Below are 21,186 nucleotides of genomic sequence, written 5' to 3' on the forward strand. Positions count from 1 at the left end.
CAGGGCGGCGATCCTGAACCGATTTACGGCACTTGGAACGCCGCAAACTCAACGTGTCGGATGACTCTGTCCAGCGGAAGGGAAAACTCGACCTCAGGCTGATTTGTGCAACAGAGCCTAGGCACGGCTGAATTCATCAAGCACAGCTTCCGATGAATGAAAGTGGCCCAACGGACGGTTCGTCTGCGAACTGTTTTCGTAGACATCAAAGATGCCCCAATCGAATATTTCGTCCAATAGATCACGATGGTCTGCCATAGTTCCAAACCACAGACAGGTCGGCAAAGCAGTCTCCTAAGTCATCTCATATCCCGCTGCATTTAAGCGGAAAACTCCAACTCTGCACAACAAAATGTTCAGGGCAAACGCGGTGAAGGATTCCCACGCCTTAACGCGCGTGCCGCCTGCGGAAACGGGCAGCCTTGACCAATATCATCAAGGCTGCCCGCAGTTTCTTACTTTATCAGATCGGCGACCGGGATCGGGGCCGAGATGGTCCAGCTATCGACCACAGCAGGTTTGCCTTTTTCGGTATCGACGATCAGGTATTTCGCCGAGTTCTGGTGGTGCAATTCGGACGTGAAGGTACGCGGGCCGAACAGGGTCGGCTCGTCCTTCATCTTCTCCAACTCGGCCACCACGGCGGCGGTTTCGGTGGTGCCTGCACGCTCCACCGCTTTGGCCCAAACGTCGATCATCACATAACCGGGATAGACGTATTGGGTCGATGGGTCCGCGCCGGTAGCTTCTTTATATTTGGCGTTGAATTTGGTGACTTCCGGGTTGGGATCGTCGCCATAGACCGAGCCTTGCACCGGGACGTAGAAGTTTGACAGATCCGGCACCGCCGACTGCCAATAAGACCCATCGACGCCCGAGCCGTTTAGGATCATCGTGTTGATCCCGGCAGCGCGGATTTGTTTGATCGCCGACACCGCGCCCGGCATCATGGTGCAAAGCATGATCGCATCCGGTTCGGCTGGCAGCGATTTGATCCGTGTGATCTGGGCGGCGATGGAAGCATCTTCATTCTTGAAGGTGTCTTCGCCGACTAGGCTTGCGCCTTCCAGCTTGGGCATCATGTAGTCAAAGCCGTCGCAGATGCCTTTGTTATATTCGGTCCAAGTGTCGAGCAGGCGGTAATAGGTGCGGGCGTTCTTCTTGGTGTAAGACCATTCGGCCATCGTAGCACCCTGCACCGCTGCCAGCACCGAGGCCGAGAATGAATTCGGGCCAACGCCTTGAATCCCGGCCTTGATCGACTCGGCACAGAGGAAGAACGACGGCAGACCCGCGCCTTCTGCTGCAAGAGCCGCGGGGGCACCGAAGTCATAGTCGCAGGACACCACGACCATATCAGCGCCCGCGTCGATCACGGAAAGGCCAGCTTTGGCCCCCTCGGCGCGGTCGGTCTTGGTGTCGGCGTTGACGACTTCGATCTGCTTGCCGAGCAGGCCGCCCGCTTCGTTGATTTCCTTGATGCGGATCATCGCGGCGTCTTGGGCGGGCTTGTCATAGCCCTGCATGAAGCCGGATTCGGCAGTGGCAAAGCCGACGATGATCTTGTCGTCATCTTGCGCAAGCGCCGGGGTGACGAGGGCGGTGGCCCCCAGCAGCGCGAGGCTTAGTTTGGTAAGGTTCTTCATTTGGATACTCCTTGTTGGGTGGGCTTATTGCCGGGGTCTTCGCCCGGATTCTTTAGGTTGGCCATTTCGGAACGGCGAAGCGGCCAGCGCAGTTCGGAATTCGCCATGATGCCTGCGGGGCGGCGGATCAGGATCAGGATCATCACAATGCCCAAGGCGATCTCTTGCAGCCCGTTCGGGATGGCGAGGGTGATCGTGCCGACGGTCACGCCTGCTTCCAACCAGCGCAGGGCCTGGATCAGGCTGGACAGGATCACCACGCCCAGCACCGCGCCTGACAAGCTGCCGATGCCGCCGACGACCAGCATCGACAGGGTGGTGAAGGTCAGGGTGAGGTAGAAGGTGTCGGGGGTGACGACGCCGATGGAATGGGCAAACAACGCGCCGCCCATGCCCATGACAGCGCCGGACAAAATGAAGGCGATCAGGCGCTGCTTGGGGATATCGACGCCCGAGGCGGCGGCGGCGGTCGGCTCGTCTCTCGCGGCGCGTAGGGCGAGGCCCGCGCGGGAAATCGCGTGTGCCCAAGCCACGATCACCGCGATGATGGCGGCGATCAGATAGGGCCAGATCGAGCGGATGATCGGGATACCGACGACGGAGGAGGTGGCGGCGGTGACAGATTCCCAGTTGGAATAGACCGTGTTGATCATCGCCAGCATGGCAAAGGTGGCGATGGATGCCGCGATGCCGGACAGCCGCATCAGGATTTTGCCGAACAGTGCAGCCCATATTGCAGCCCAAAAAGCGGCGAAGATGGCTCCGGCCCAAAAGGGCAGTTGCGTGTTCATCAGCCAATCGGGCAGGCCGGGCAGCAGGGTTTGTTTCATCATCGGCGGGATGGTCAGCCAGGCGGCGGCATAGGCTCCCAAACAGGTGAAGCCGATATGGCCGAACGACATCACCCCGGAATTGCCGATGAAGATATACAGGCCAACGACAAGGATGACGCGCAGGAACATGTCGATCACGGTCTGGTTGAACGGGCGCGAGCCTGCGGCGACCGCGATCAGCGCGATGGCGATCAGGATCAGCGTCAGCAGGATCGGGGTGGAGATGGTGCGGCGGATCATCGACATGTCAGACCCTCTCTTTCGTGCCGCGCGCGGCGATCAGGCCTTGGGGGCGGAAAATCAGCACCAAAATCACCGCGCCGTAGACGAAGGCATCGCGGAACGGGCGGGCGTCGATCGGCAACACGGTTTGCATGACGACCGAGGCGGCACCGAGCAGGAAGCCGGCGAGGACGGCTCCGGGCAGCGAGCCTAATCCTCCGATCACCGTGGCGATGAAGGCCATCAGCATCACCGACGCGCCCATCTGGATATCAACAGTCCCGGTTTGTGCCGCAAGGATCAGGCCGATGGCGGCGGCGAGGGCACCGGACAGCGCGAAGGCACCCATGATCACCCGATTGGCGCGCACGCCGAGCATGCGGGCCATGGTGAAGTTCTCGGCGGCGGCGCGCATTTCCAGCCCGAAGCGGGTGCGTTTCAGGAAGGCGGTCAGCGCGAACAGGATGGCGATGGTGGCGGCGATGGTGATGACTTGCAGTAAGGGGATGCGCGCGCCAAGGATTTCGACGGGTTGGCTGAGGGCAGGCAAAAGCGAGATCGACTTCGGGCGGCTGGAGAACAGCATCAGCAGGAAGTAGCGGATCACGAAGCCCAGCGCGAAAGAGGCGATCATCATGGTGGCGGGATTAGCGCGGCGGAAGCGGCGGAACACGATGATTTCCGACAGCACCGACAGGCCCGCGCCCATTGCCAGCACGAAGGGGATCAGCAAGAACCACGGCAGGTTGCCCGCGAACACGATGGCGACGGCATCGGTTGAGGGCCACAGCAGCGCGAAGATTGAAAACGAAATCACATCGCCGTGCGCGAAGTTCACGAGGCGCATCACGCCGAAAATCAGGGCGATGCCCAAGGCACCAAGGGCATAAAGCGAACCGAGGCTGAGGGCGTCAAACAGGGTCTGCATCAATGCTCTCCATAGCCAAAATAGGCGGCTTGCATGGCTTCGGATTGGCCCATGGCGCGGGCATCGCCGTCCAGCAGGACTTCACCACCCCGCATCAGGATCATCCGCCCCCCGACCAGTTGCGCGCGGGTGGAGGATTGCTCGACGATCAGCAGGGTCAGCGCGCGGTGGGCGCGCAATGCGATCAAACGTTCATAAACCTGATCGGTGATGTTCGGGGCCAGACCCAAGGACGGCTCGTCGATTGCAATCAAACGCGGGTTGGTCATCAGGGCGCGCCCGATCACCAGCATTTGCTGTTGGCCCCCGGACAGCAGACCCGCTTGCGAATGGCGGCGGTCTTTCAGGATCGGGAAGGTGGCGTAGACGGCTTCCAACTCGGTCGCGGCGCGGCTGCGCCAGTTCCGGGTGGCGGCGTGCATCCCTGTGCCGACCAGCAGGTTTTCCTCGATGGTCAGGCTGCCGAACACCTCGCGCCCCTCGGGCACCATCGACAGACCCATGCGGGCGATATCCTCGGGCGCGTGTCCGGTTATGTCTTGGCCGCCAAAATCAACCCGACCGCCAGCAGGTGGAGTCACCCCGGCGATGGCGCGCAAAAGACTGGATTTGCCCGCACCATTCGGCCCTGTGATGAACAGAATCTCGCCTTCGGTCAGGGTGAAGGTGACGTTGCGCACAGCCGTCAGGCGGCCATAGCGGATGGTCAGGTTGGACAGCGCAAGCAGGCTCATGCCATGACCTCCAACACCGGAAGGTTGGTATCGGCAGCCGTGCCCATATAGGCGTGGCGTACCTTCTCACTGGCGCGGATGCTGGCGGAATCGCCGGTTTCGATCACCATGCCGGAATCCAGCACGACGATATGATCGCACAGGCTGAGGACCAGCCCGACGTTATGCTCGATCAGCAACACACCGCAGCCGATTTCACTGGCAATGCGGCGGATCAGGTTGGCGAGATCGGCGGCCTCTAGGCCAGACATGCCAGCGGCGGGTTCATCCAGCAGGATATAGGCGGGCTTGCCGATCAGGGCGCGGCCAATGGCAACGCGGCGCTCATCGGTATAGGGCAGGGTCCCGGCAATGCGGTTTTGCAAAGCGCCAATGCCGATCCAATCCAGCATCGCGGCAGCTTCCGCCCGCGCGCGGCTGCGCGATTGGCCAAGGCCCACGCCCGTCACTTCCAGATTGTCGATCACCGCCAGATCACGAAACAACCGCCCGCCCTGAAAGGTGCGGGCGATGCCACGGCGGCGGATTTCATGTGGCTTTAACCCCGAAAGGTTGAGCTTGGCCGAGGCGGTATCAAGTGACACCGCCCCGCCCGTGGGGGTTTGAAACCCGGTCAGCACATTGACAAGCGTGGTTTTGCCGGCACCATTCGGGCCGATCAGCCCGGTGATCTGGCCCGGCGTGATGCTCAGATCGACATCCGACAGGGCTTTCAGCCCCGCGAAGGCAACCGACAGCTTGTCTGCGCTGAGTTGGCTCATTTTTTCTCCTTGCAGGTGATCAGGTAAGAGCCGGAAGCGTCTAAAGTGGCGCTCCACCCCGGTTCGATAACGATGGTTGTGGTGACTTCTTCGATCACCGCAGGGCCTGCGATCTGCGCACCTGCGCCCAAAGAACCGCCGTCATAGATCGGCGTGCGGGTGCGGCTGCCATCGGCGGAGAACACCGCGTCGCGGTAGGCCTTGATCGCCTGATCGGCGGCTTTTCCGGCGGCGATGTGCATCCGCTTTGGCTTGTCGACCAGCCCGTAGACCGTGCTTTCGATGTTCACCACCTCGACCGTCGAATGCGGTTCAGAATAGGTGTAAAGCTGTTCATGGCGGGCGTGGAAGGCGGCCTTGATCTGGTCGATGGTCTGCGCGGTCACCGGGAAGTTGCCGATTTCCACAGTGCATTCATGCACTTGCCCGACATAGCGCATATCAAGGCTGCGCTTGATCAGGGTGTTGCCTGCGGTAAAGCCATCGGATGTCAGATGCGCGATGCCCTGCGCTTCAATCTCGGTGAACAGGCTGTCGATGCGGGTGTAGGCCGCGTCATTGTCCAGCCGCAGCACCGCGGTGGCCATGTAGTTATACTTCACGTCCGAGATGATCTGACCAAAGGCGCAGAGGCCCGAAGCGAGTTTCGGCAACACGATGGTGTCGATGCCCATATCGGCGGCCAGCGCTGTGATATGTGCCGCCGTCGCCCCGCCAGCCCCCACCAGCACGAAATCGCGGGGGTCATAGCCGCGTTCAATCGTGACGCGGCGGATGCCGTTGACCATGTTGGCGTTGACGATGGTGAACATGCCATAGGCGGCACGTTCGACCGACAGGCCCAAAGGACTCGCGATGCTTTTGACCGCGTCATAGGCTTTTTGCGCATCCAGCGGCAAACGGCCGCCGACAAGCCCATCGGGGTTCAGATAGCCGAGCACGATATTGGCGTCGGACACCGTGGGCAGTTGCCCGCCCTGACCATAACAGGCAGGACCGGGATCGGACCCCGCCGATTGCGGCCCCATTTGCAGCAGGCCCATCTCGTCGATCCAGCCGATGGAACCGCCGCCGGCGCCCAGGGTTTCCACCTGAATCATCGGCACGCCGATGCGGTAGCGCAGAAAGTCGATGTTCTTGTTGATATTGGTGGAGCCGTCTTTGGTGAGCGTAATGTCGAACGAGGTGCCGCCCATATCCACGGTGATCACATCGGTTTTGTTAAAGGGGGCGCAGACATAGAGCCCCGCCGCCGGGGCCGAGGCCGGGCCGGAGTTGATGGCATAAACCGAGCGATCCGTCATCGCCTGCCCAATCGCAAGCCCGCCGTTGGATTGGTAGTAGCGCACGGGTTGCTTGGCACCCAGTTGCTGGAAATAGGCATCCACCGCCGTCACATAGCGCTTCATAATCGGGGCTAAGTAGGCGTTGACGACAGCGGTCGAGGTGCGGGTGTATTCGCGGACTTGCGGGTAAAGTTCCGACCCCATGGTCAGGATCACCCCCGGCATCATCTCGCGCACAATCTCGCCCGCGCGGCGTTCGTGGGTTGGGTCGAGCACCGACCAGACGAAGCTGATGGCCAAGGTTTCGACGCCTTCGGCAAGGAAGATGTTGCAGGCGGCGCGAACATCGGCTTCGGTCAGCGGGGTGCGGATTTCGCCATTCGACAGGATACGCTCGCGCACCCCACGGCGCAGATAGCGCGGAACGAGCATGGTGGCGGGCGGGTAGTCGGGATCATAGCGGTAGCCGTCTTCTTTATGGCCAAGGCGGATTTCGAGGGAATCCTCATGCCCCGCCGTGCAGATCAGCCCGGTTTTTGCGCCCTTGTGCTGGATCAAAGCGTTCAGGCCAACGGTGGTGCCGTTGATGCACAGATCGCAGTTCGAGATGATCTCGGTGGCGGAAACCCCCAATTCCTCGGTCATCAAAGCAAGGCCGTTCTTGATCGCCAAGGTCGGGTCTTGCGGGGTGGACAGCGCCTTGAACAGCCGGACCTGCCCGGTCTGGTCGGCGAGGACGAAATCGGTGAAGGTGCCACCGGCATCAATGCCCAAACGGTAATCGGTTTTCATCGCGGCGCCCTCCTAAATCGCGGCCACGGCGCGGCGACGCGCACGCAGGGTTTCGGTTGCCGCCATATCGACGGTCAGGCTTTCAGCATCGCTGACGATCACCCCGTAATCGGCTTGCGCCCCCTTCACCGAGACAAGGCCGTTCTTGATATCCCACACCACCTTTTCCACCGCCCGATCCATCGGGTCGCCGTAGCCACCACCGCCGGGGTTCATGTTGGTGATGCGGTCGCCGGGTTTGATCACCTTGATGACGTTCTCGCGGATGGTTTCAGAGTGGTCGCCTTCGACCAGTTCCAACCGCCCGACCTTCTCGTCGATCATCGTGGAACTGGCCCCTGCCGCCCCCACAGCCGGAATACGGCGGCCTTCACCAAAAGTGATGAAGGTCATGTCATCTGACAGCGGCTCCACCTCCCAAGCGGTGCCGGAACCGCCGCGGAATTTGCCCGCTCCGCCCGAGTCGGTCATCAAGCCGTAGCGGTGGATGATGATCGGATAGCTGTATTCCAGCAGTTCCACGTCACCGCTTGTCAAAGCGCCAAAGCAACATTCCGGCCCGCAGGCGTGCCAGCCGTCTTGCGCAGGCGTCGCCCCCGCGCCCGAGATGATGGTGGCCAGCACCATCGTCACATATTCCTCGTCGTGGCGCTTGTCCCATCCGGCGATGTTCAACCCGTTGGCATGGCCCCAGCTTGCCGATACTTTCGACGGCACGGCTTTTTCAAACGCCAACCGCACCGCATCGGTCAGGGTTTCCATCGGCGTGGTGGTGCAGTTCATATGCGGCGCGGGTTCTTTCGCGTTACACAGCGTCCCCTTCGGACCCATATCGACCGAGATGCAGCGATAAAGGCCTTCGTTATACGGCGGCGGCAGTTGCGCGAACATCATCAGGCCAAGGTAGACGCCGGAATAGCTGTTCCCCTCATAACTGTTGATGAAATACGGGATCTGCGGCGGGCTGGAGATTTCGATGTGGCAGCTGTCGGCCTTGATCGTCACCGTCGCGGTGATGGTCAGATCGCCAAAACCGTGGCCGGCGTCTTCAACAATCGCCGAGCCTTCATAGGTGCCGTCCGGCACAGTGGAAATCAGGCTGCGCATCTGCCGCTCTGCCATATCCAGCAAAGTATCAATGCAGGCGTCCACCACGTCTTCGCCATACTTATCCAGCATGGCGATCAAGGCGCGTTCGCCGACCTGACAGGCCCCGATCAGCGCGTTGAAATCGCCTTCTTGGTCGCGCCGCGCGCGCATGTTGGTGAAGATAAAGTTCAGCACATCCTTACGCGGCACGCCGCGATCCCAGATTTTCACTGGCGGGATGCGCAGACATTCGGCGTAGATTTCCTTGGCATTGGGGTTATAGCCCGCAGGCACCGGGCCGCCGATATCGGTCAGATGGCCTTTGCAGACGGTCCAATACTTCAGCTTGCCCTTGTAAAACACCGGCTTGTAAAAACAGGTGTCGATGGCATGGCTGCCACCCCAGGCCGGATCGTTGTGAATCAGCAGATCGCCTTCATGGATGTCGCCGTTAAAATACCCCGCGACCACTTTCATCGCCGGGATCAATGAGCCGAGGTGGATCGGAATATCCTGCCCCTGCAAGATCATCTCGGGACGCGCGTTGAACAGCGCGGTGGAATAATCGTGCGCCAGATTGAACACCGAAGATCGCGCGGTTTTCTCAAGCGACAGCGTCATTTCGCGCTGCGTGGTTTCCAGAATGCCGCGAACGACCGATAGCGTGATCGGATCAACCTTCGTGGCGGATGTGGTGGCGCTGGCCATGCCTATTCCCCTTCAAATGCGCGGCGCAAAAAGGGAGCAATCAGGCAAAATGCCCGCTGTGATCGCCGAAACTCCCCGTTGCGCGGCGTCTTCTGCACCGTTGCAGGGGTCAGGCTAGGCGCGCAAACGGGCAGGCGTCTTTGCAGAGGGCGCACGGGTTTTTGACGCAGAGCGCACTTTACGGCTTTGCGTGCCGCCCGCGCTTTACAGGGGCAGTTTTGCGTGGCCTGATCAATTAAACTTGGGGGCTTGCGATGAAGACCACCATCACCACCAAAGGCGTCGATCTCGCCGCGCGCAGCCGTCACTGGCACGAGGCGATTGGGCAGGCCTATTTCCCACTGGACCTGTCGTTCCGCCGCCCCGAAGCCTTCGACGGCGAATTGAGCATGTGGCAGTTGGGTGAAGTCTCGCTGTCGCGCTTGACCTCTGACGCTTTGATGTATCGCCGCCTGCCCAAGCATTTGCAGATCCAAGGCCCCGAGGAATTTCTGGTCACCCTGCCCGCCAAATCGGAATTGCTGTTTGCCCAAGGCGGGCGCGAGGTGCGCGCCAATCCCGGCGCGTTCTTCATCGAGCGCAGCCATGAACCCTATGAGTTCAGCCATGCCGAACCCGCAGATCTGTGGGTGATGAAGCTGTCGTTGCAGATGTTGGGCGGGCGGGTTCGCGCGCCTGATCGGTTTTGCAGCTTGCAGTTCGATGCCACCAATGGTGCGAACGGGTTGTTCGTGGATATGGTGCATCTGATCCCGCAACGCTACGACGCGATGAGCGAGGAAGCCCGCAGCATGGTCGGGCGGCAGTTGGCGGATTTGCTGGCGCTGGCCCTGCAGTCGGATGAGAGAGTGCTGAGTTCGGGCGGCTCGACGGTGCGGATGGCGCATCTGGCGCGGATCGAAAGCTTTGTGCGCCGCCATATCGACAACCCCGATCTGGTGCCGGATGATGTGGCGGCGGGCTGTGGCGTCTCGGTGCGCTATCTGCATGAATTGCTGCGCGACACCAATCAGACCTTGGGCAGTTGGATCAGGGATCAACGCTTGGCTGCGGCGCGTGAGGATTTGGGCAATCCAAGGGATAAGCGTGCGATTGGTGAGATCGCCTATGCCCGCGGCTTTGCCGATCAGGCGCAGTTTTCCCGCGCCTTCCGGCAGCGCTATGGCATCACCCCTAAAGAAGCGCGGGCGCGGGAGTGAAGGGGAAACGCTGCCTGTCATCGCCGTTCCCCCTTTCCTTACCGCTGGAGATGGCTGCGGACGCGGGCAATCGCGGCTTGGCGTTCGTGGCGCGCGGCGAGAGCCTGATCCAAGCTCACCTCGACAAACCGCGCCGGGCTGTGCGGCTGCAACTGGCCGATCAGGTCCATATCGGCGGAGATGATCGTGCCCAGCATCATATAGCCGCCGCCCGACACCGCATCGCGGTGCAGCACGATCGGTTCGGTGCCCGATGGCACTTGCACCGAGCCATAGGGATAGCAGGCATCGACGATATTCGACGGATCAGACCCCGCGCCAAACGGCGGCGTGCGGGGCACGAAATCCAACACTTGGCCGCCTTTGAAACGGTAGCCGATGCGGTCGGCCTCGGGGGCGACTTTCCAGATATCGGCGAAGAACTGTTTACCGGCCTCTGCCGTGACGCGGTGCCAGTACAGCCCCGGCAGCATCCGCAACTCTGCCGGATTGCCCGGACCACGCCGCAGGTTTGCGGGGACGGAGCCTTTGCCCGTGCCACCTTGCCCCAGCGGCAAAGTATCGCCCGCCTTCAACGCGCGACCTTCATGCCCGCCCAAAGCGCCCAAAGTATAGGTGGAGCGGGAGCCAAGCTTAATCGGCACATCAATGCCACCCGAAATTGCAATATACGCCCGCGCGCCGGATTTGAGGTATCCGAACGACAGCTTGTCACCCGACTTGACCGGAAACGCCTCCCACGTCGGGCGTTCGTCGCCGTTAACTTTCGGGGGCAATTCCCCACCCGTCACCGCCACTGTGGCCGCTTGGGTGAACTCGATTTCTGGCCCCATGAACACCGCCTCCAGCACGGCAGCGCCTTCATCATTGCCCACAAGCATATTGGCGGCGCGCGAAGCGAAGCGGTCCATCCCACCCGAGATCGGGATGCCGAGATGGTAATAGCCGGGACGGCCAAGGTCTTGCACGGTGGTCGACAGGCCAGGGGTGAGGATCTTAACGGCCATGAAGCACCTCCATCAGCTTGGCATTGGTGCCGTTGATGTCTTTGTTGAAATCCGTCAACGAGAAACTGGCCTCGCGGATGGTGGGCAGGAATTTGTTCTCATTCACCGCCTCGATATCCGCGTCATATTGGTCGCGGCTGATCGGTTTCCATTTCACGATGTCACCGGGGCGGAACAGGCACATCTCGTCTTGTAGGTAGCTGACCTGCTGATTGGGGTCGTAAATCGGCATCGGCGTGACGCCAAACATCTGATAGCCGCCAGCGCCACGCACCGAATAGATGCAGCTAAAGCACCCGCCGTGACCGATGGTCAGCTTTGGCGTATCGGTGCGCGGGCGCAGGTATTTTGGCACCTGCAACTGCCGTTTACGCTCCACCATCTGATACAGAAACGGCAGGCCCGCCACGAAGCCGACCATCGAGACAAACCACGGCTGGCTGGAATGCGCCTGCACGAAATCCTCGACCGAGCCCAAACCGTTCACCGCGGCGGCATATTCCAGATCGGTGGCTTTGGGGTCTTGGTGCCGCTCGCGAAACCGCATCAAAGTCTCATGCGTCCAGGGGTCTTGGTAGTAGACCGGGATTTCCATGATGCGGGTTTTCAGCGTAGCGTCGGACTTTGACGCAGCCCCCTCCATCGACTGCAATTCCCGCAACAGATCGGCAGGTTTGATCTGGTCGGGGTCGTATTTCACCTGAAAGCTGGCATTGGCCGGACAAATCTCGGTCACACCCTTGATGCCCGCTTGCTTGACCGCATTGGTCATCGACAGGCTGGTGAAAAACGCCTCCAGTGACATTTCTTCCGAGACTTCCGCGAAGATATGTTCGTCGCCACCAAAGCTGAAACGGATCGACATGGGCTTCTCCTATGGCTGAAGGGGGGTCAGGCGGGCGGCGTTGGCCTCAAGCCAGCCCTCCAGCCAGCGGGTGTGAAAATCGCCTGCCTGAACCGAGGGATCAGCGGCCAGCGCCTGAAACAGCGGCTTAGTGGTTTTCAGCCCGTCGATCTGCAATTCCGACAGCGCGCGGGCCATGCGGGCGATTGCGGCCTCGCGGGTTTCGGCGTGGACGATCAGCTTGGCCAAAAGCGAGTCGTAGAACGGCGGCACGGTGTAGCCGGGATACAGCATCGAATCGAACCGCACGCCGGGACCGCCGGGGATGCGCAAGCTGTCGACTGTGCCAGGGAAGGGTGCGAAATCGCGGGCGGGGTCTTCGGCGTTCAGGCGCACTTCGATGGCGTGACCTTTGACGGTCACATCCGCTTGGGTCAACCGCAAAGGCTCGCCCCCGGAGATGCGCAGCATTTCGGCGACCAGATCAATGCCGGTGATCATCTCGGTGACGGGATGTTCGACCTGAATCCTTGTGTTCATCTCGATGAAGTAAAAGCGGTCAGCGTCCTCGTCATAAAGATATTCCACCGTGCCCGCGCCGGAATAGTTCACCGCAAGCGCAAGCCGCACCGCGCTGCTGCACAATTCATCGCGCAACTGCGGCGACAAAGCGCGCGAGGGAGCTTCTTCCCACACCTTCTGGCGGCGACGTTGCAGCGAACATTCGCGCTCAAAGCAGTGGATCGCATTGGTGCCATCGGCCAGCACCTGCACTTCGATATGGCGGGCCCTGGTGATGACCTTTTCCATATAAAGGCCACCGTCACCAAAAGCCGCCAATGCCTCAGTCCGCGCTTGTGGGAAGGCCTGTTCAAACTCGACCAAGTCCTGCGCGATACGGATGCCGCGCCCGCCGCCGCCCGCTGCGGCCTTGATCATCACCGGAAACCCGGTGTCGGCCAAGATCGCGCGCCCTGCGTCGATGCTCTCCACCCGGCCCAGTGATCCGGGCACAACCGGCACCCCCGCCGCATGGGCCGCGCCACGGGCCGCAACCTTGTCGCCCATCAGCCGGATCGCATCACCGGAAGGCCCGACAAACACCAGCCCCGCCGCCGTCACCGCATCGGAAAAGCCCGCGTTTTCGGCCAGAAAGCCATAGCCCGGATGCACGGAATCACAGCCGGTATCGCTTGCGGCCTTCAGGATCGCCGCCACGTTCAGATAGCTTTTCTTCGCCGCTGGCGGGCCGATATTCACCGCTTCATCCGCCAGTTGAACATGCAAGGCGGTGGCGTCGGCGTCGGAATACACCGCCACCGTGGCAATCCCCAGATCGCGGGCGGCGCGGATGATCCGCACGGCAATCTCACCCCGGTTGGCAATCAGCAGCTTTTTCAGCATCAGTCGAGTTCCGCCAGAACCGCGCCCGCCATCACCGGGTCTTCATTGTCGGTGACAAAGTGAATGGCGCTGCCTGCGACCTCAGATTTCACCTCGTGAAAGCTTTTCATCACTTCGATCAGCCCGATCACATCGCCCACAGCCACCGCATCACCATCCTGCTTGAACGGCGGGGTTTCGGGGGAAGATGAGCGGTAAAATGTGCCGGGAAGCGGGGATTGGATGACGGGCATTTTGGCCTCCGTTAGGTAAGAATGGCGCGCACAGCGCGGGCGATGTCGATGGCATTGGGCGTATCAGAATGGATGCACACCGTCTCGCAGCGCACCGGAATATCGCTGCCATCCGTCGCGGTGCCGAGATTTTCCTGCATGGCGCGGCGGACACGGGCGGCCATCAGATCGGGGTCTTTCGCGTCATGCTCGCGGGTGACGATCAGGCTGCCATCGGGGCGGTATTCGAGATCACCATAGAATTCGGCGATGAAAGTGTGACCGCGCGCGGGGTATATTTTCTCGTGCAGGGTGCCTGTCATGCCCAGCAAAGGGACGCCATAAACATCGGCGGCATCACAGACCGCATGCGCAATATCTTCCTGCCGCGCTGCCATACCGTAAAGGCTGCCATGCGGCTTGATGTGGTTCAGCTCGACCCCTTCAGCGCGCAGAAAGCCGCACAAAGCGCCGATCTGGTAGATCATGCAGTTGGCCATTTCCTCGCGGCCCATCTTCATCTCACGGCGGCCAAAGCCTTGCAGATCGGGCAAAGACGGATGCGCGCCGACCTTGACGCCGTGCTGTTTCGCCAAGCGCACGGTGGCGCGCATATGGTCGAAATCGCTGGCATGAAAGCCGCAGGCGACATTGGCAATGTCGATGAAGGCCATCATTCCGGCATCATCGCCCATCCGGTACAGCCCAAAGCTTTCGCCCATGTCGCAGTTGATGGTTACAGCCATAGTCCCCCCAAGGCGTTGACATCAGATAACCTGCGACGAGTCCGCTCTATTGTAAAATATGGTTTTTTGTGGTGTGTTATCTAAAATTCAGATACACCTTGCCGCGCAGGAGGCGACCACGGCTTTGACCTTGAAACAGTTGCGCTATTTCATGGCGGCGGCGGAAACCGGGCAGATCAGTCATGCGGCGATGGAGCTGAACATCTCGCAATCCGCGATCACCACGGCGGTGCAGGGGCTGGAAGCGCAACTGGGCGTGCGGCTGTTTGACCGCTCTGCGCAGGGCGTGGTGCCAACGATTGAGGGCGCGCGATTCCTCAATCACGCCCGCAACATCCTTGCCGCCGTGGAAGACGCCGAGCGTTTGCCATTGGGCAGCGACAGGCAAGTGACCGGGCGGTTGCGCCTGGGCACCACCTATACCGTCGCGGGTTATTTCATGTCGCGCCACTACGCCCGCTTTCGCCGCGCCCATCCTGATATCCAGCTTGAGATGATAGAGATGCCGCGCTTGGCGGTGGAAGAAGGGCTGGCAACGGGCACGCTGGATATGGCGGTGATGCTGGTGTCGAACCTTGCCAACACTGCCGGGCTGGAGCAGGAAACCCTGATGCAATCCCGCAGGCGGCTGTGGCTGCCGACCGAGCATCCGTTGCTGGCGCAAGAACGCATCACGCTGCGCGATGTTTCGGAACATCCCTATGTGATGCTGACGGTGGATGAGGCGAAGGATACCGCCATCCGCTATTGGGCAAAAACCGGCTTCACGCCGTCGGTGTGCTTTACCACAAGTTCGGTGGAGGCGGTGCGCTCGATGGTGGCCAATGGCGTCGGGCTGACGATCCTGTCGGATATGGTCTATCGGCCTTGGTCGCTGGAAGGTCAGCGGATTGAGTTGCGCGCGGTGGCAGAGACAATCCCCAGCATGGATGTGGGCTTGGCTTGGCGCAAATCACAGGGTCTGACCGCCACCGCCGCTGTGTTCCGCGCGTTTATGTCAGTGGCGATTGGGGGCGGTGGTTAAGCGCGTTCAACTCTAGCCGCGCAACAATGCCTCAACCACCGAGATAAAATCCCTGACCCGGCGATTGGCACCCTTGCGGTAGCCGATTGCGATGACGCTGTGTGGCATATCAACGATCTGTTTGAAGACCACACCGCGGCGGGCGTAAAACCGCGCGGTGCTATCGGCGGTTATGCAGATACCACGGCCGGTTGCCACCGCGTGCAATTCGGATTCAACGGTGGCCGCTTCATAGACAACATTGGCCGAACGATTGCTGCGATGCCCGCTTGCGATCCAATAATCGCGGCAGATGCTTTGGCCGGGGGCGGCGATGATCGGCTCGTCAAGGATGTCATTCAGGGTCACGGTGGGCAGATCGGCCAGACGGTGCCAAGACGGCAGGCAGACGACGCAATGCTCACGCTAGAGTTCGACAAACGCGATGCCGAGGATGCCCAAAGGCGGGCACACGATGCTGCAATCGACCTTGCCGGAAGCCAAGCTCGCCGTCGGATCGCTGAAATCATACTCGATCAGCTCCAGCACCGATTCCGGGTGGCGCAGCTTGAACTCGCGCACAATGTCGGGGATGAATTCCAATGCGGTGCCAATCAGATAGCCGACGCGCAGTTCATTCTTGATGGTCTTTTTCAACGCGCTTATGTCAGCATGAAAGCTGTCCATCTGCGCGCTGAGGTTTTGCGCGCTGACCAGCAACGCCGCCCCCAAAGCCGTCAAACTCACGCTGCGGGTGGTGCGTTCAAACACCGCAAATCCAAGCGTATCCTCGAACTGCCGAATGGTCTGCGACAGCGCCGTTTGCGACACAAACAGCTTGTCGGCGGCGCGCACTTAGCTGCGCTCTTGCGCCACCGTCAGGAACGCCCGCACATGTCGGAAATGGATATTAATAAGCGCCATGAATTAATTCATCAGCCAATCGTCCATGTTGTCAAGCATGCTTGCTGAATAGTCAAAGCAAGTTATGCAAGGAGCAGCCCCATGGACACCAGCCAAACAGCCCTGATGGAACGCGGCAAACCCGCCCTGATCCATGATCCGCGTGAGGGTGATAAAAGCAAGATCACCTTGGTCAAAGCCAAAGGCTCGCTGGTCTGGGATGATAAGGGGCGCGAATATCTTATTGGAAATGGCCTTGAAGCTGGCGTTCAAGAACAAGCCCGGCGCGCGCAATATGATCGTGATGCAAGACAGCTATCACGGTCGGTCACTGGCGACGATGGCGGCAAGCTGGCCGCATCCCGACAGCTATCACCCCCGTTTTGGCATGGATCTGGAGTCTGAGACCCGGATGTGTCTGGGCCTGCGGGAAGACACCATCACCAAGGGCGTCGATGGCGGGGTGGCGGCGATTATCATCGAGCCAACCTTAGGCAATGGCGGTCATATCATCGTCGGCAAAGCGTTTCTGCAAGGCCTGCGCGATGTGTGTACCCGCCACAATATCGTGCTGATCTTTGATGAAATCCAAAGCTGCTTTGGCCGCACGGGCGAGATGTTTGCTGCCGACTACTACGGCGTCGTCCCCGATATTATGACCTTCGGCAAAGGCGTCAGCGGCGGCTTTCGCTTGGCGGGCATCATGGCGAGTGATCGGCTGAACGGCTTCGCATCCGGTGATGATGCGCTGACCTTCGGGCAGTTTCCGGTTGCGATGGCTGCAGCGGTGGCGACGATTGATGCGATCATCGCCGACGATCTCTGCGGCAAGGCCCGCGCGTGGGGGCCTATGCGACGAAAAGCCTGCTTGAGATGTCGGAACGCCACTCGCTGATCGGCGATATTCGCGGGCCCGGTCTGTTCGTCTCAATCGAACTGGTCAAAGATCGTGTGACCAAGGAAGCCGCCTAGAAAGCTGCGTCCGAAGTCTACAAGCGCGGTGTTGAAAAGGGCGTGCTGTTTGGCGAAAGCCGCTACGCGGGCCTTGGCAACCTGATCAAGATCAAGCCGCCGCTGGATTGCAGCCACGCGCAAATGTCACATGCGCTGGACGTTTTTGATGCCGTTCTGGGCAGCATCGAGGCCGACGGCATCGCTTGAGCCACTGAAATAACCACGAACTCCACACCGGAGTCGCGAAACGATAGGGAATACCATGACCAACTTGACCAGACGTGCGGTTCTGTCCTCGGCAGCGGCTGCAACGCTTTCCGCCCCCCTCGTGCGCCCGGCTTGGGCCGCCACGCCCGAGTTGCGGGCGCTGATGTGGGAAGCCTATCTGCTACCCGATGTCGTCACCGCCTTTGACGCGACGCATCAGGTGAAACTGGTGCCCTCATTCTTCGATGGCAATTCCGAGTCCTGTAACAAGCTGCGCGTCGGCAGCGCGAACGAATTTGATCTGGTGCAGACCGATGGCTTTTGGCCGCAGCTTTACTTCCGTGAAGGCCTGATCCGGGCAGTCGATCACACCAAGGCAAGCACAACGGGCTATTTTCCAGAATTTTCCGCCGAGACGTCCAAGGTGCTGACCGATCCGGTTTCCGGCGCGAAACTCGGCTTCCCGTTTTGCTGGGGCGCGTATTGCATCACCTATGACGCCGCCGTGGTCGCCCCCGATCAGACCCATAAGCCTGACCTGCGTGTTCGATGAAGCTTGCGCCGGGCGTTTGTCAACCTCATCGCGGTTTGAGGAAAACATCGCGCTGGCCGCGCTTCTGGTGACAGCCGAAATAGGCACCCGCGAAGCGCCGCGCCCGGATGGCAAGCCGTTCAACCCCTATGTGTTGACCGATGATGAAATGGCCGGGGTCGAAAAGCTGCTGATCCAGCAGAAAGGCCTGCTGCTGACCCGCTATCAGGACAATCCGACTTTGTTCCAACTGCTGCAAAGCAGGGCTGTGGTGGCGGCGACCGAATTCGCGCAGGTGTATCGCCAGTTGCTGACCGCAACCAATGGCATGACCAAAGGCGATTTCCGCCATACGTTGCAGCCGAAAGAGGGCGGCTTGGGTTGGGTTGACACTTGGCTGGTGACCACAGGTGTTGCAGATGGCGAGAAGATGGATCTGTACAACGCCGTCGTTGATACCATGATCTCCGCCGCGGTGATGAAGCGCATCGGTGAGGTGGCCGGCTGTTCCACCACGATTGATCTGCGCGCCACCGCGACGGAGGAAGAACGCAAGCTCTATCTGATGGACCGCTCGTCTGAAATCGCCGGGTTGTTCATGTTCGACCAGCCTTCTTCGCCCGAAAAATGGGAACGCGTGTGGTCCAACGTTCAGGCCGCCTGATCTTTTTGCTTTCTGCGCTGCGGCCCCCCGCAGCGCCCCAAAACAGGTAAAGCCTTATGACTGACACCAGCGCCTATATCAAAATCGACAACGTCTCGCGGCATTGTGGTGCGGTGAAAGCGCTGCACAATCTGAGCATCGACATCGCCAAACACGAATTCATCGCCATCCTTGGCCCAAGCGGATCGGGCAAATCCACCCTGCTGCGCCTGATCGCGGGCTTGGATGGCCCATCCGAGGGGCGGATTTTCTTCAAGGGCGAGGATGTGACCGCTTTGCCGCCGCACAAACGCGGTATCGGCATGGTGTTTCAGGAATTCCTGCTGTTCCCGCATCGCACCGTGCGCGAAAACCTCGCCTTCCCGCTGCGGATGACGCAGGAAACCCCCGCCAAGATCAAAGATCGGCTGGATTGGGCCGAGGGCATCTTGTCGCTGAACGGCTTGATGGATCGCTATCCCAACCAGCTTTCCGGCGGCCAGCAACAACGCGTTGCCTTGGGGCGCGGTCTGGTGGCCAATCCGACCCTGCTGTTGCTGGATGAACCCCTCGCCAACCTTGACCGCGAATTGCGCCAAGAGATGGAGGTCGAAATCCGCCGCTATCAAAAGCAGCACGGTATCCCGTTCATCTATTTCATCCACAATCAGGAGGAAGCTTTGTTGATGTCCGACCGCGTCGCGGTGATCAATAGGGGCCAGCTGGAGGCGTCGGGCGAGAGGCACAAGATTTACCACGACCAAACACCCCCTTCGTCGACCGCTTTGTCGGTCGCGCCACCCGGTTTGATGGCTTGTCGGATGGCACAACGATCAACATCCCCGAGCACGGCTAGAGCTTTGCGCCCAGCGCCCCGGTGTCGGCGGGTCGGGTCAACGCGTTTGTGAAGAATGAACGCTTCGCTTTGGGGGTCGCGAATTCTCCCAGTATTGCCTGCACAGTGATCGACGTGGTGCTGCGCGGCCCGTTTGTAGAATACATTCTGGAGGCCGTCACCAAAGCCCGCATCATCACAGTGCAACCCAAACGCCCCGACATGCACGCCATTGGGGCCGAAATCTCGCTGACATGGGACGCCAACCTCGCGCATATCTTCGCGGCAGAGGGCTAAGCCATTTCAGAACCCAACGTCGCCGCCCAGAAACGCGTCTTCCTTTACGTCCCTACCACGTTCCTCGTGCTGCTCGCGGAGCTGTTCTTGGTGGCGCTGATTGTGCTTAACTTCTGGCAGACCGCGAACTACAAAATCGTGCGCGACTGGACCACGCTGAACTACGTCACCTTGGCCACCGAGTCCGCCTGTATCACCTTCTTCCTGTGCTCCCTGCTGATGGCTATTCTGGTCTCGGTGTTCCTAGTAGTCATCGCATGGCCGATCGCGTTTTTCGTCGTGCGCTTTTGGCGGCGCTATAAGCTGATCTTTTCCTTGCTGCTGGCGGTGCCATTCCTATCCGGCGAGGTACTCCGCTTGATCGCCCTTCAAGGTATGCTCGGCCCAACCGGCTTGATCAACTGCGCACTACTGCGGATGGGGCGGCCCCGCTGCGGTTTATCATGTATTCCAACTCGGCCACTTTCATCGCCTTCGTCTATCTTTACCTGCCGATGACCGTGACCACGATCTACCTGTCTCTCCTGAACTTCGATCTGCGCCTAGCCTCGGCAGCCAGCGCCTGCGGAGCGGGCCGCTTGCGGGTGTTTTCCGAGGTGATCTGGCCCTTGAACCTGTCCGGCACCATGATCGGCTTTCTTCTGTCCTTCATCCCGACCCTGTCGGCCTCCCTCGCCCCGCACTTTCTCGGCGGCCCTAATGATACGCTGTACGGCATGTCGATGGCGCAGCAATTCGGCGAGTCGGGCACTTGGGCCTTGGGGGCAGCGATGGGCGTGGTGTTGGTGCTGTTTTCAATCGCGGCGCTGGTGATCCTCAGCCTTGGCGTCAACCTGCGGCGAACCGGCTTTACCGGGATGGAGCGTTAAGATGGACAGTATGAGCCTGAAGGACTTTGCCGCCAAATGGACCATGGGTCTGATCCTGATCGTGGCCTATGTGTTCCTCTATACGCCCATCGTGCATATCCTGTTCGCCTCGCTGTCGAACCACCCGAACTTTCCCTATCCGCCCAATTTCAACCGTAAGCGTCCGGTCTCACTGCTCTGCCGCGGATGGAGTGGGTGGGATAGTGCCCGCTTTGGATAGCGGACACTACGGGGTTTTGGGTGGTTCGGCAAACGAAGCGACTTTGGACTGACGAGGAGAAGCGGTCGATCTGTTTTCAGACGACGGCACCGGAGGTATCCGTTGCGCAAGTGGCGCGGCGGTATGCGCTGAATGCCAACATGATCTTCAAATGGTTGCGGGATGCACGCTATGCGCCGGGATCGGCGCAAGGCGCTGTAGATGCGCCGGTCTTCTTGCCTATAGAGATTGTGAACCCTGCCCGTGCAGAAGCCGCCAAGCCCACTTTGCCCAGCAATGTCTTGTCCGACGGCCAGATCGAGGTCGAGCTTG

General features: G+C 60.3%; 25 protein-coding genes and 1 pseudogene. 12 read left to right on the forward strand and 14 right to left on the reverse strand.

Annotation, left to right across the window (positions count from 1 at the left end; genetic code table 11):
• Window positions 1-455: 455 nt before the first annotated feature.
• Genes ACP7AP_RS22255 through ACP7AP_RS22285 form a run of 7 tightly spaced genes read right to left on the reverse strand, consistent with a single transcriptional unit; the run spans window position 456 to window position 8,999 of the window.
• The gene (locus ACP7AP_RS22255) at window positions 456-1,646 is read right to left on the reverse strand and encodes an ABC transporter substrate-binding protein (protein WP_426037821.1); all 1,191 of its coding nucleotides are present in this window, start codon (window positions 1,644-1,646) and stop codon (window positions 456-458) included.
• Entirely contained in the window at window positions 1,643-2,725 is a 1,083-nt protein-coding gene (locus ACP7AP_RS22260; RefSeq protein WP_426037823.1) for a branched-chain amino acid ABC transporter permease, read from the reverse strand. The genes ACP7AP_RS22255 and ACP7AP_RS22260 overlap by 4 nt, the downstream gene beginning before the upstream one ends.
• Window position 2,726: 1 nt before the next feature.
• Complete coding sequence (locus ACP7AP_RS22265) at window positions 2,727-3,629, reverse strand: branched-chain amino acid ABC transporter permease (protein WP_426037825.1); 903 nt, start codon at window positions 3,627-3,629, stop codon at window positions 2,727-2,729.
• Window positions 3,629-4,363, reverse strand: a complete 735-nt coding sequence (locus ACP7AP_RS22270) for an ABC transporter ATP-binding protein (RefSeq protein ID WP_426037827.1) — start codon at window positions 4,361-4,363, stop codon at window positions 3,629-3,631. Before ACP7AP_RS22270 ends, ACP7AP_RS22265 begins: the two co-directional genes overlap by 1 nt.
• Entirely contained in the window at window positions 4,360-5,124 is a 765-nt protein-coding gene (locus ACP7AP_RS22275) for an ABC transporter ATP-binding protein (protein ID WP_426037829.1), read from the reverse strand. The genes ACP7AP_RS22270 and ACP7AP_RS22275 overlap by 4 nt, the downstream gene beginning before the upstream one ends.
• Window positions 5,121-7,202, reverse strand: a complete 2,082-nt coding sequence (locus ACP7AP_RS22280; RefSeq protein WP_426037831.1) for a hydantoinase/oxoprolinase family protein — start codon at window positions 7,200-7,202, stop codon at window positions 5,121-5,123. Before ACP7AP_RS22280 ends, ACP7AP_RS22275 begins: the two co-directional genes overlap by 4 nt.
• Window positions 7,203-7,214: 12 nt before the next feature.
• Window positions 7,215-8,999 (reverse strand): hydantoinase B/oxoprolinase family protein, encoded by a 1,785-nt coding sequence (locus tag ACP7AP_RS22285; RefSeq protein ID WP_426037833.1) that lies wholly within the window; start codon window positions 8,997-8,999, stop codon window positions 7,215-7,217.
• A gap of 254 nt (window positions 9,000-9,253) precedes the next feature.
• Here ACP7AP_RS22285 and ACP7AP_RS22290 point away from each other — a divergent pair, with 254 nt between their 5' ends.
• A complete protein-coding gene (locus ACP7AP_RS22290; protein WP_426037835.1) occupies window positions 9,254-10,198 on the forward strand; it encodes an AraC family transcriptional regulator in 945 nt (314 codons plus the stop codon).
• A 38-nt stretch (window positions 10,199-10,236) separates the two neighbouring features.
• Here ACP7AP_RS22290 and ACP7AP_RS22295 read toward each other — a convergent pair whose 3' ends face one another.
• From ACP7AP_RS22295 to ACP7AP_RS22315, 5 genes are read right to left on the reverse strand one after another with little or no spacing between them, the layout of a single operon-like run.
• The gene (locus ACP7AP_RS22295; RefSeq protein ID WP_426037837.1) at window positions 10,237-11,205 is read right to left on the reverse strand and encodes a biotin-dependent carboxyltransferase family protein; all 969 of its coding nucleotides are present in this window, start codon (window positions 11,203-11,205) and stop codon (window positions 10,237-10,239) included.
• Complete coding sequence (locus tag ACP7AP_RS22300; protein WP_426037839.1) at window positions 11,195-12,070, reverse strand: 5-oxoprolinase subunit B family protein; 876 nt, start codon at window positions 12,068-12,070, stop codon at window positions 11,195-11,197. The genes ACP7AP_RS22295 and ACP7AP_RS22300 overlap by 11 nt, the downstream gene beginning before the upstream one ends.
• A gap of 9 nt (window positions 12,071-12,079) precedes the next feature.
• A complete protein-coding gene (locus ACP7AP_RS22305; RefSeq protein WP_426037867.1) occupies window positions 12,080-13,456 on the reverse strand; it encodes an acetyl-CoA carboxylase biotin carboxylase subunit in 1,377 nt (458 codons plus the stop codon).
• Window positions 13,453-13,686 carry an acetyl-CoA carboxylase gene (locus ACP7AP_RS22310; protein ID WP_426037841.1) on the reverse strand — a complete coding sequence of 78 codons (234 nt, stop codon included), beginning with the start codon at window positions 13,684-13,686 and terminating at the stop codon, window positions 13,453-13,455. The genes ACP7AP_RS22305 and ACP7AP_RS22310 overlap by 4 nt, the downstream gene beginning before the upstream one ends.
• 11 nt (window positions 13,687-13,697) lie before the next feature.
• The gene (locus ACP7AP_RS22315) at window positions 13,698-14,411 is read right to left on the reverse strand and encodes a LamB/YcsF family protein (protein WP_426037843.1); all 714 of its coding nucleotides are present in this window, start codon (window positions 14,409-14,411) and stop codon (window positions 13,698-13,700) included.
• A 124-nt stretch (window positions 14,412-14,535) separates the two neighbouring features.
• On the opposite strand from ACP7AP_RS22315, the gene ACP7AP_RS22320 reads away from it, so the two are divergent.
• On the forward strand, window positions 14,536-15,435 hold the full coding sequence (locus tag ACP7AP_RS22320; RefSeq protein ID WP_426037844.1) for a LysR family transcriptional regulator: 900 nt from the start codon (window positions 14,536-14,538) through the stop codon (window positions 15,433-15,435).
• A 12-nt stretch (window positions 15,436-15,447) separates the two neighbouring features.
• Here the strand turns inward: ACP7AP_RS22320 and ACP7AP_RS22325 are convergent.
• Window positions 15,448-16,269: pseudogene (locus ACP7AP_RS22325) on the reverse strand (LysR family transcriptional regulator).
• A gap of 72 nt (window positions 16,270-16,341) precedes the next feature.
• A complete protein-coding gene (locus ACP7AP_RS22330) occupies window positions 16,342-16,590 on the reverse strand; it encodes a hypothetical protein (protein ID WP_426037846.1) in 249 nt (82 codons plus the stop codon).
• On the opposite strand from ACP7AP_RS22330, the gene ACP7AP_RS22335 reads away from it, so the two are divergent.
• The 10 genes from ACP7AP_RS22335 to tnpA all read left to right on the forward strand — a co-directional run.
• Entirely contained in the window at window positions 16,574-17,212 is a 639-nt protein-coding gene (locus ACP7AP_RS22335) for an aminotransferase class III-fold pyridoxal phosphate-dependent enzyme (RefSeq protein WP_426037848.1), read from the forward strand. The genes ACP7AP_RS22330 and ACP7AP_RS22335 overlap by 17 nt on opposite strands.
• A gap of 119 nt (window positions 17,213-17,331) precedes the next feature.
• A complete protein-coding gene (locus ACP7AP_RS22340) occupies window positions 17,332-17,478 on the forward strand; it encodes a hypothetical protein (protein ID WP_426037850.1) in 147 nt (48 codons plus the stop codon).
• A 55-nt stretch (window positions 17,479-17,533) separates the two neighbouring features.
• Window positions 17,534-18,031: a hypothetical protein gene (locus ACP7AP_RS22345; protein WP_426037852.1), complete on the forward strand. Its 498-nt coding sequence runs from the start codon at window positions 17,534-17,536 to the stop codon at window positions 18,029-18,031.
• A complete protein-coding gene (locus ACP7AP_RS22350) occupies window positions 18,021-18,674 on the forward strand; it encodes a hypothetical protein (RefSeq protein ID WP_426037853.1) in 654 nt (217 codons plus the stop codon). Before ACP7AP_RS22345 ends, ACP7AP_RS22350 begins: the two co-directional genes overlap by 11 nt.
• Window positions 18,675-18,730: 56 nt before the next feature.
• Window positions 18,731-19,561: an ABC transporter ATP-binding protein gene (locus tag ACP7AP_RS22355; RefSeq protein WP_426037855.1), complete on the forward strand. Its 831-nt coding sequence runs from the start codon at window positions 18,731-18,733 to the stop codon at window positions 19,559-19,561.
• The gene (locus ACP7AP_RS22360; RefSeq protein ID WP_426037857.1) at window positions 19,558-19,785 is read left to right on the forward strand and encodes a TOBE domain-containing protein; all 228 of its coding nucleotides are present in this window, start codon (window positions 19,558-19,560) and stop codon (window positions 19,783-19,785) included. Before ACP7AP_RS22355 ends, ACP7AP_RS22360 begins: the two co-directional genes overlap by 4 nt.
• An 87-nt stretch (window positions 19,786-19,872) precedes the next feature.
• Window positions 19,873-20,283: a hypothetical protein gene (locus tag ACP7AP_RS22365; protein WP_426037859.1), complete on the forward strand. Its 411-nt coding sequence runs from the start codon at window positions 19,873-19,875 to the stop codon at window positions 20,281-20,283.
• Window positions 20,229-20,654: an ABC transporter permease subunit gene (locus ACP7AP_RS22370; protein ID WP_426037861.1), complete on the forward strand. Its 426-nt coding sequence runs from the start codon at window positions 20,229-20,231 to the stop codon at window positions 20,652-20,654. Before ACP7AP_RS22365 ends, ACP7AP_RS22370 begins: the two co-directional genes overlap by 55 nt.
• A gap of 1 nt (window position 20,655) precedes the next feature.
• On the forward strand, window positions 20,656-20,874 hold the full coding sequence (locus tag ACP7AP_RS22375; RefSeq protein ID WP_426037863.1) for a hypothetical protein: 219 nt from the start codon (window positions 20,656-20,658) through the stop codon (window positions 20,872-20,874).
• 20 nt (window positions 20,875-20,894) lie between these two features.
• Window positions 20,895-21,186: IS66-like element accessory protein TnpA (gene tnpA, locus ACP7AP_RS22380; protein ID WP_426037865.1), on the forward strand; the 292-nt coding region annotated here is incomplete at its 3' end.

The organism is Cypionkella sp. TWP1-2-1b2, from assembly GCF_049896245.1.
In the GTDB taxonomy this organism is placed as follows: Bacteria; Pseudomonadota; Alphaproteobacteria; order Rhodobacterales; family Rhodobacteraceae; genus Cypionkella.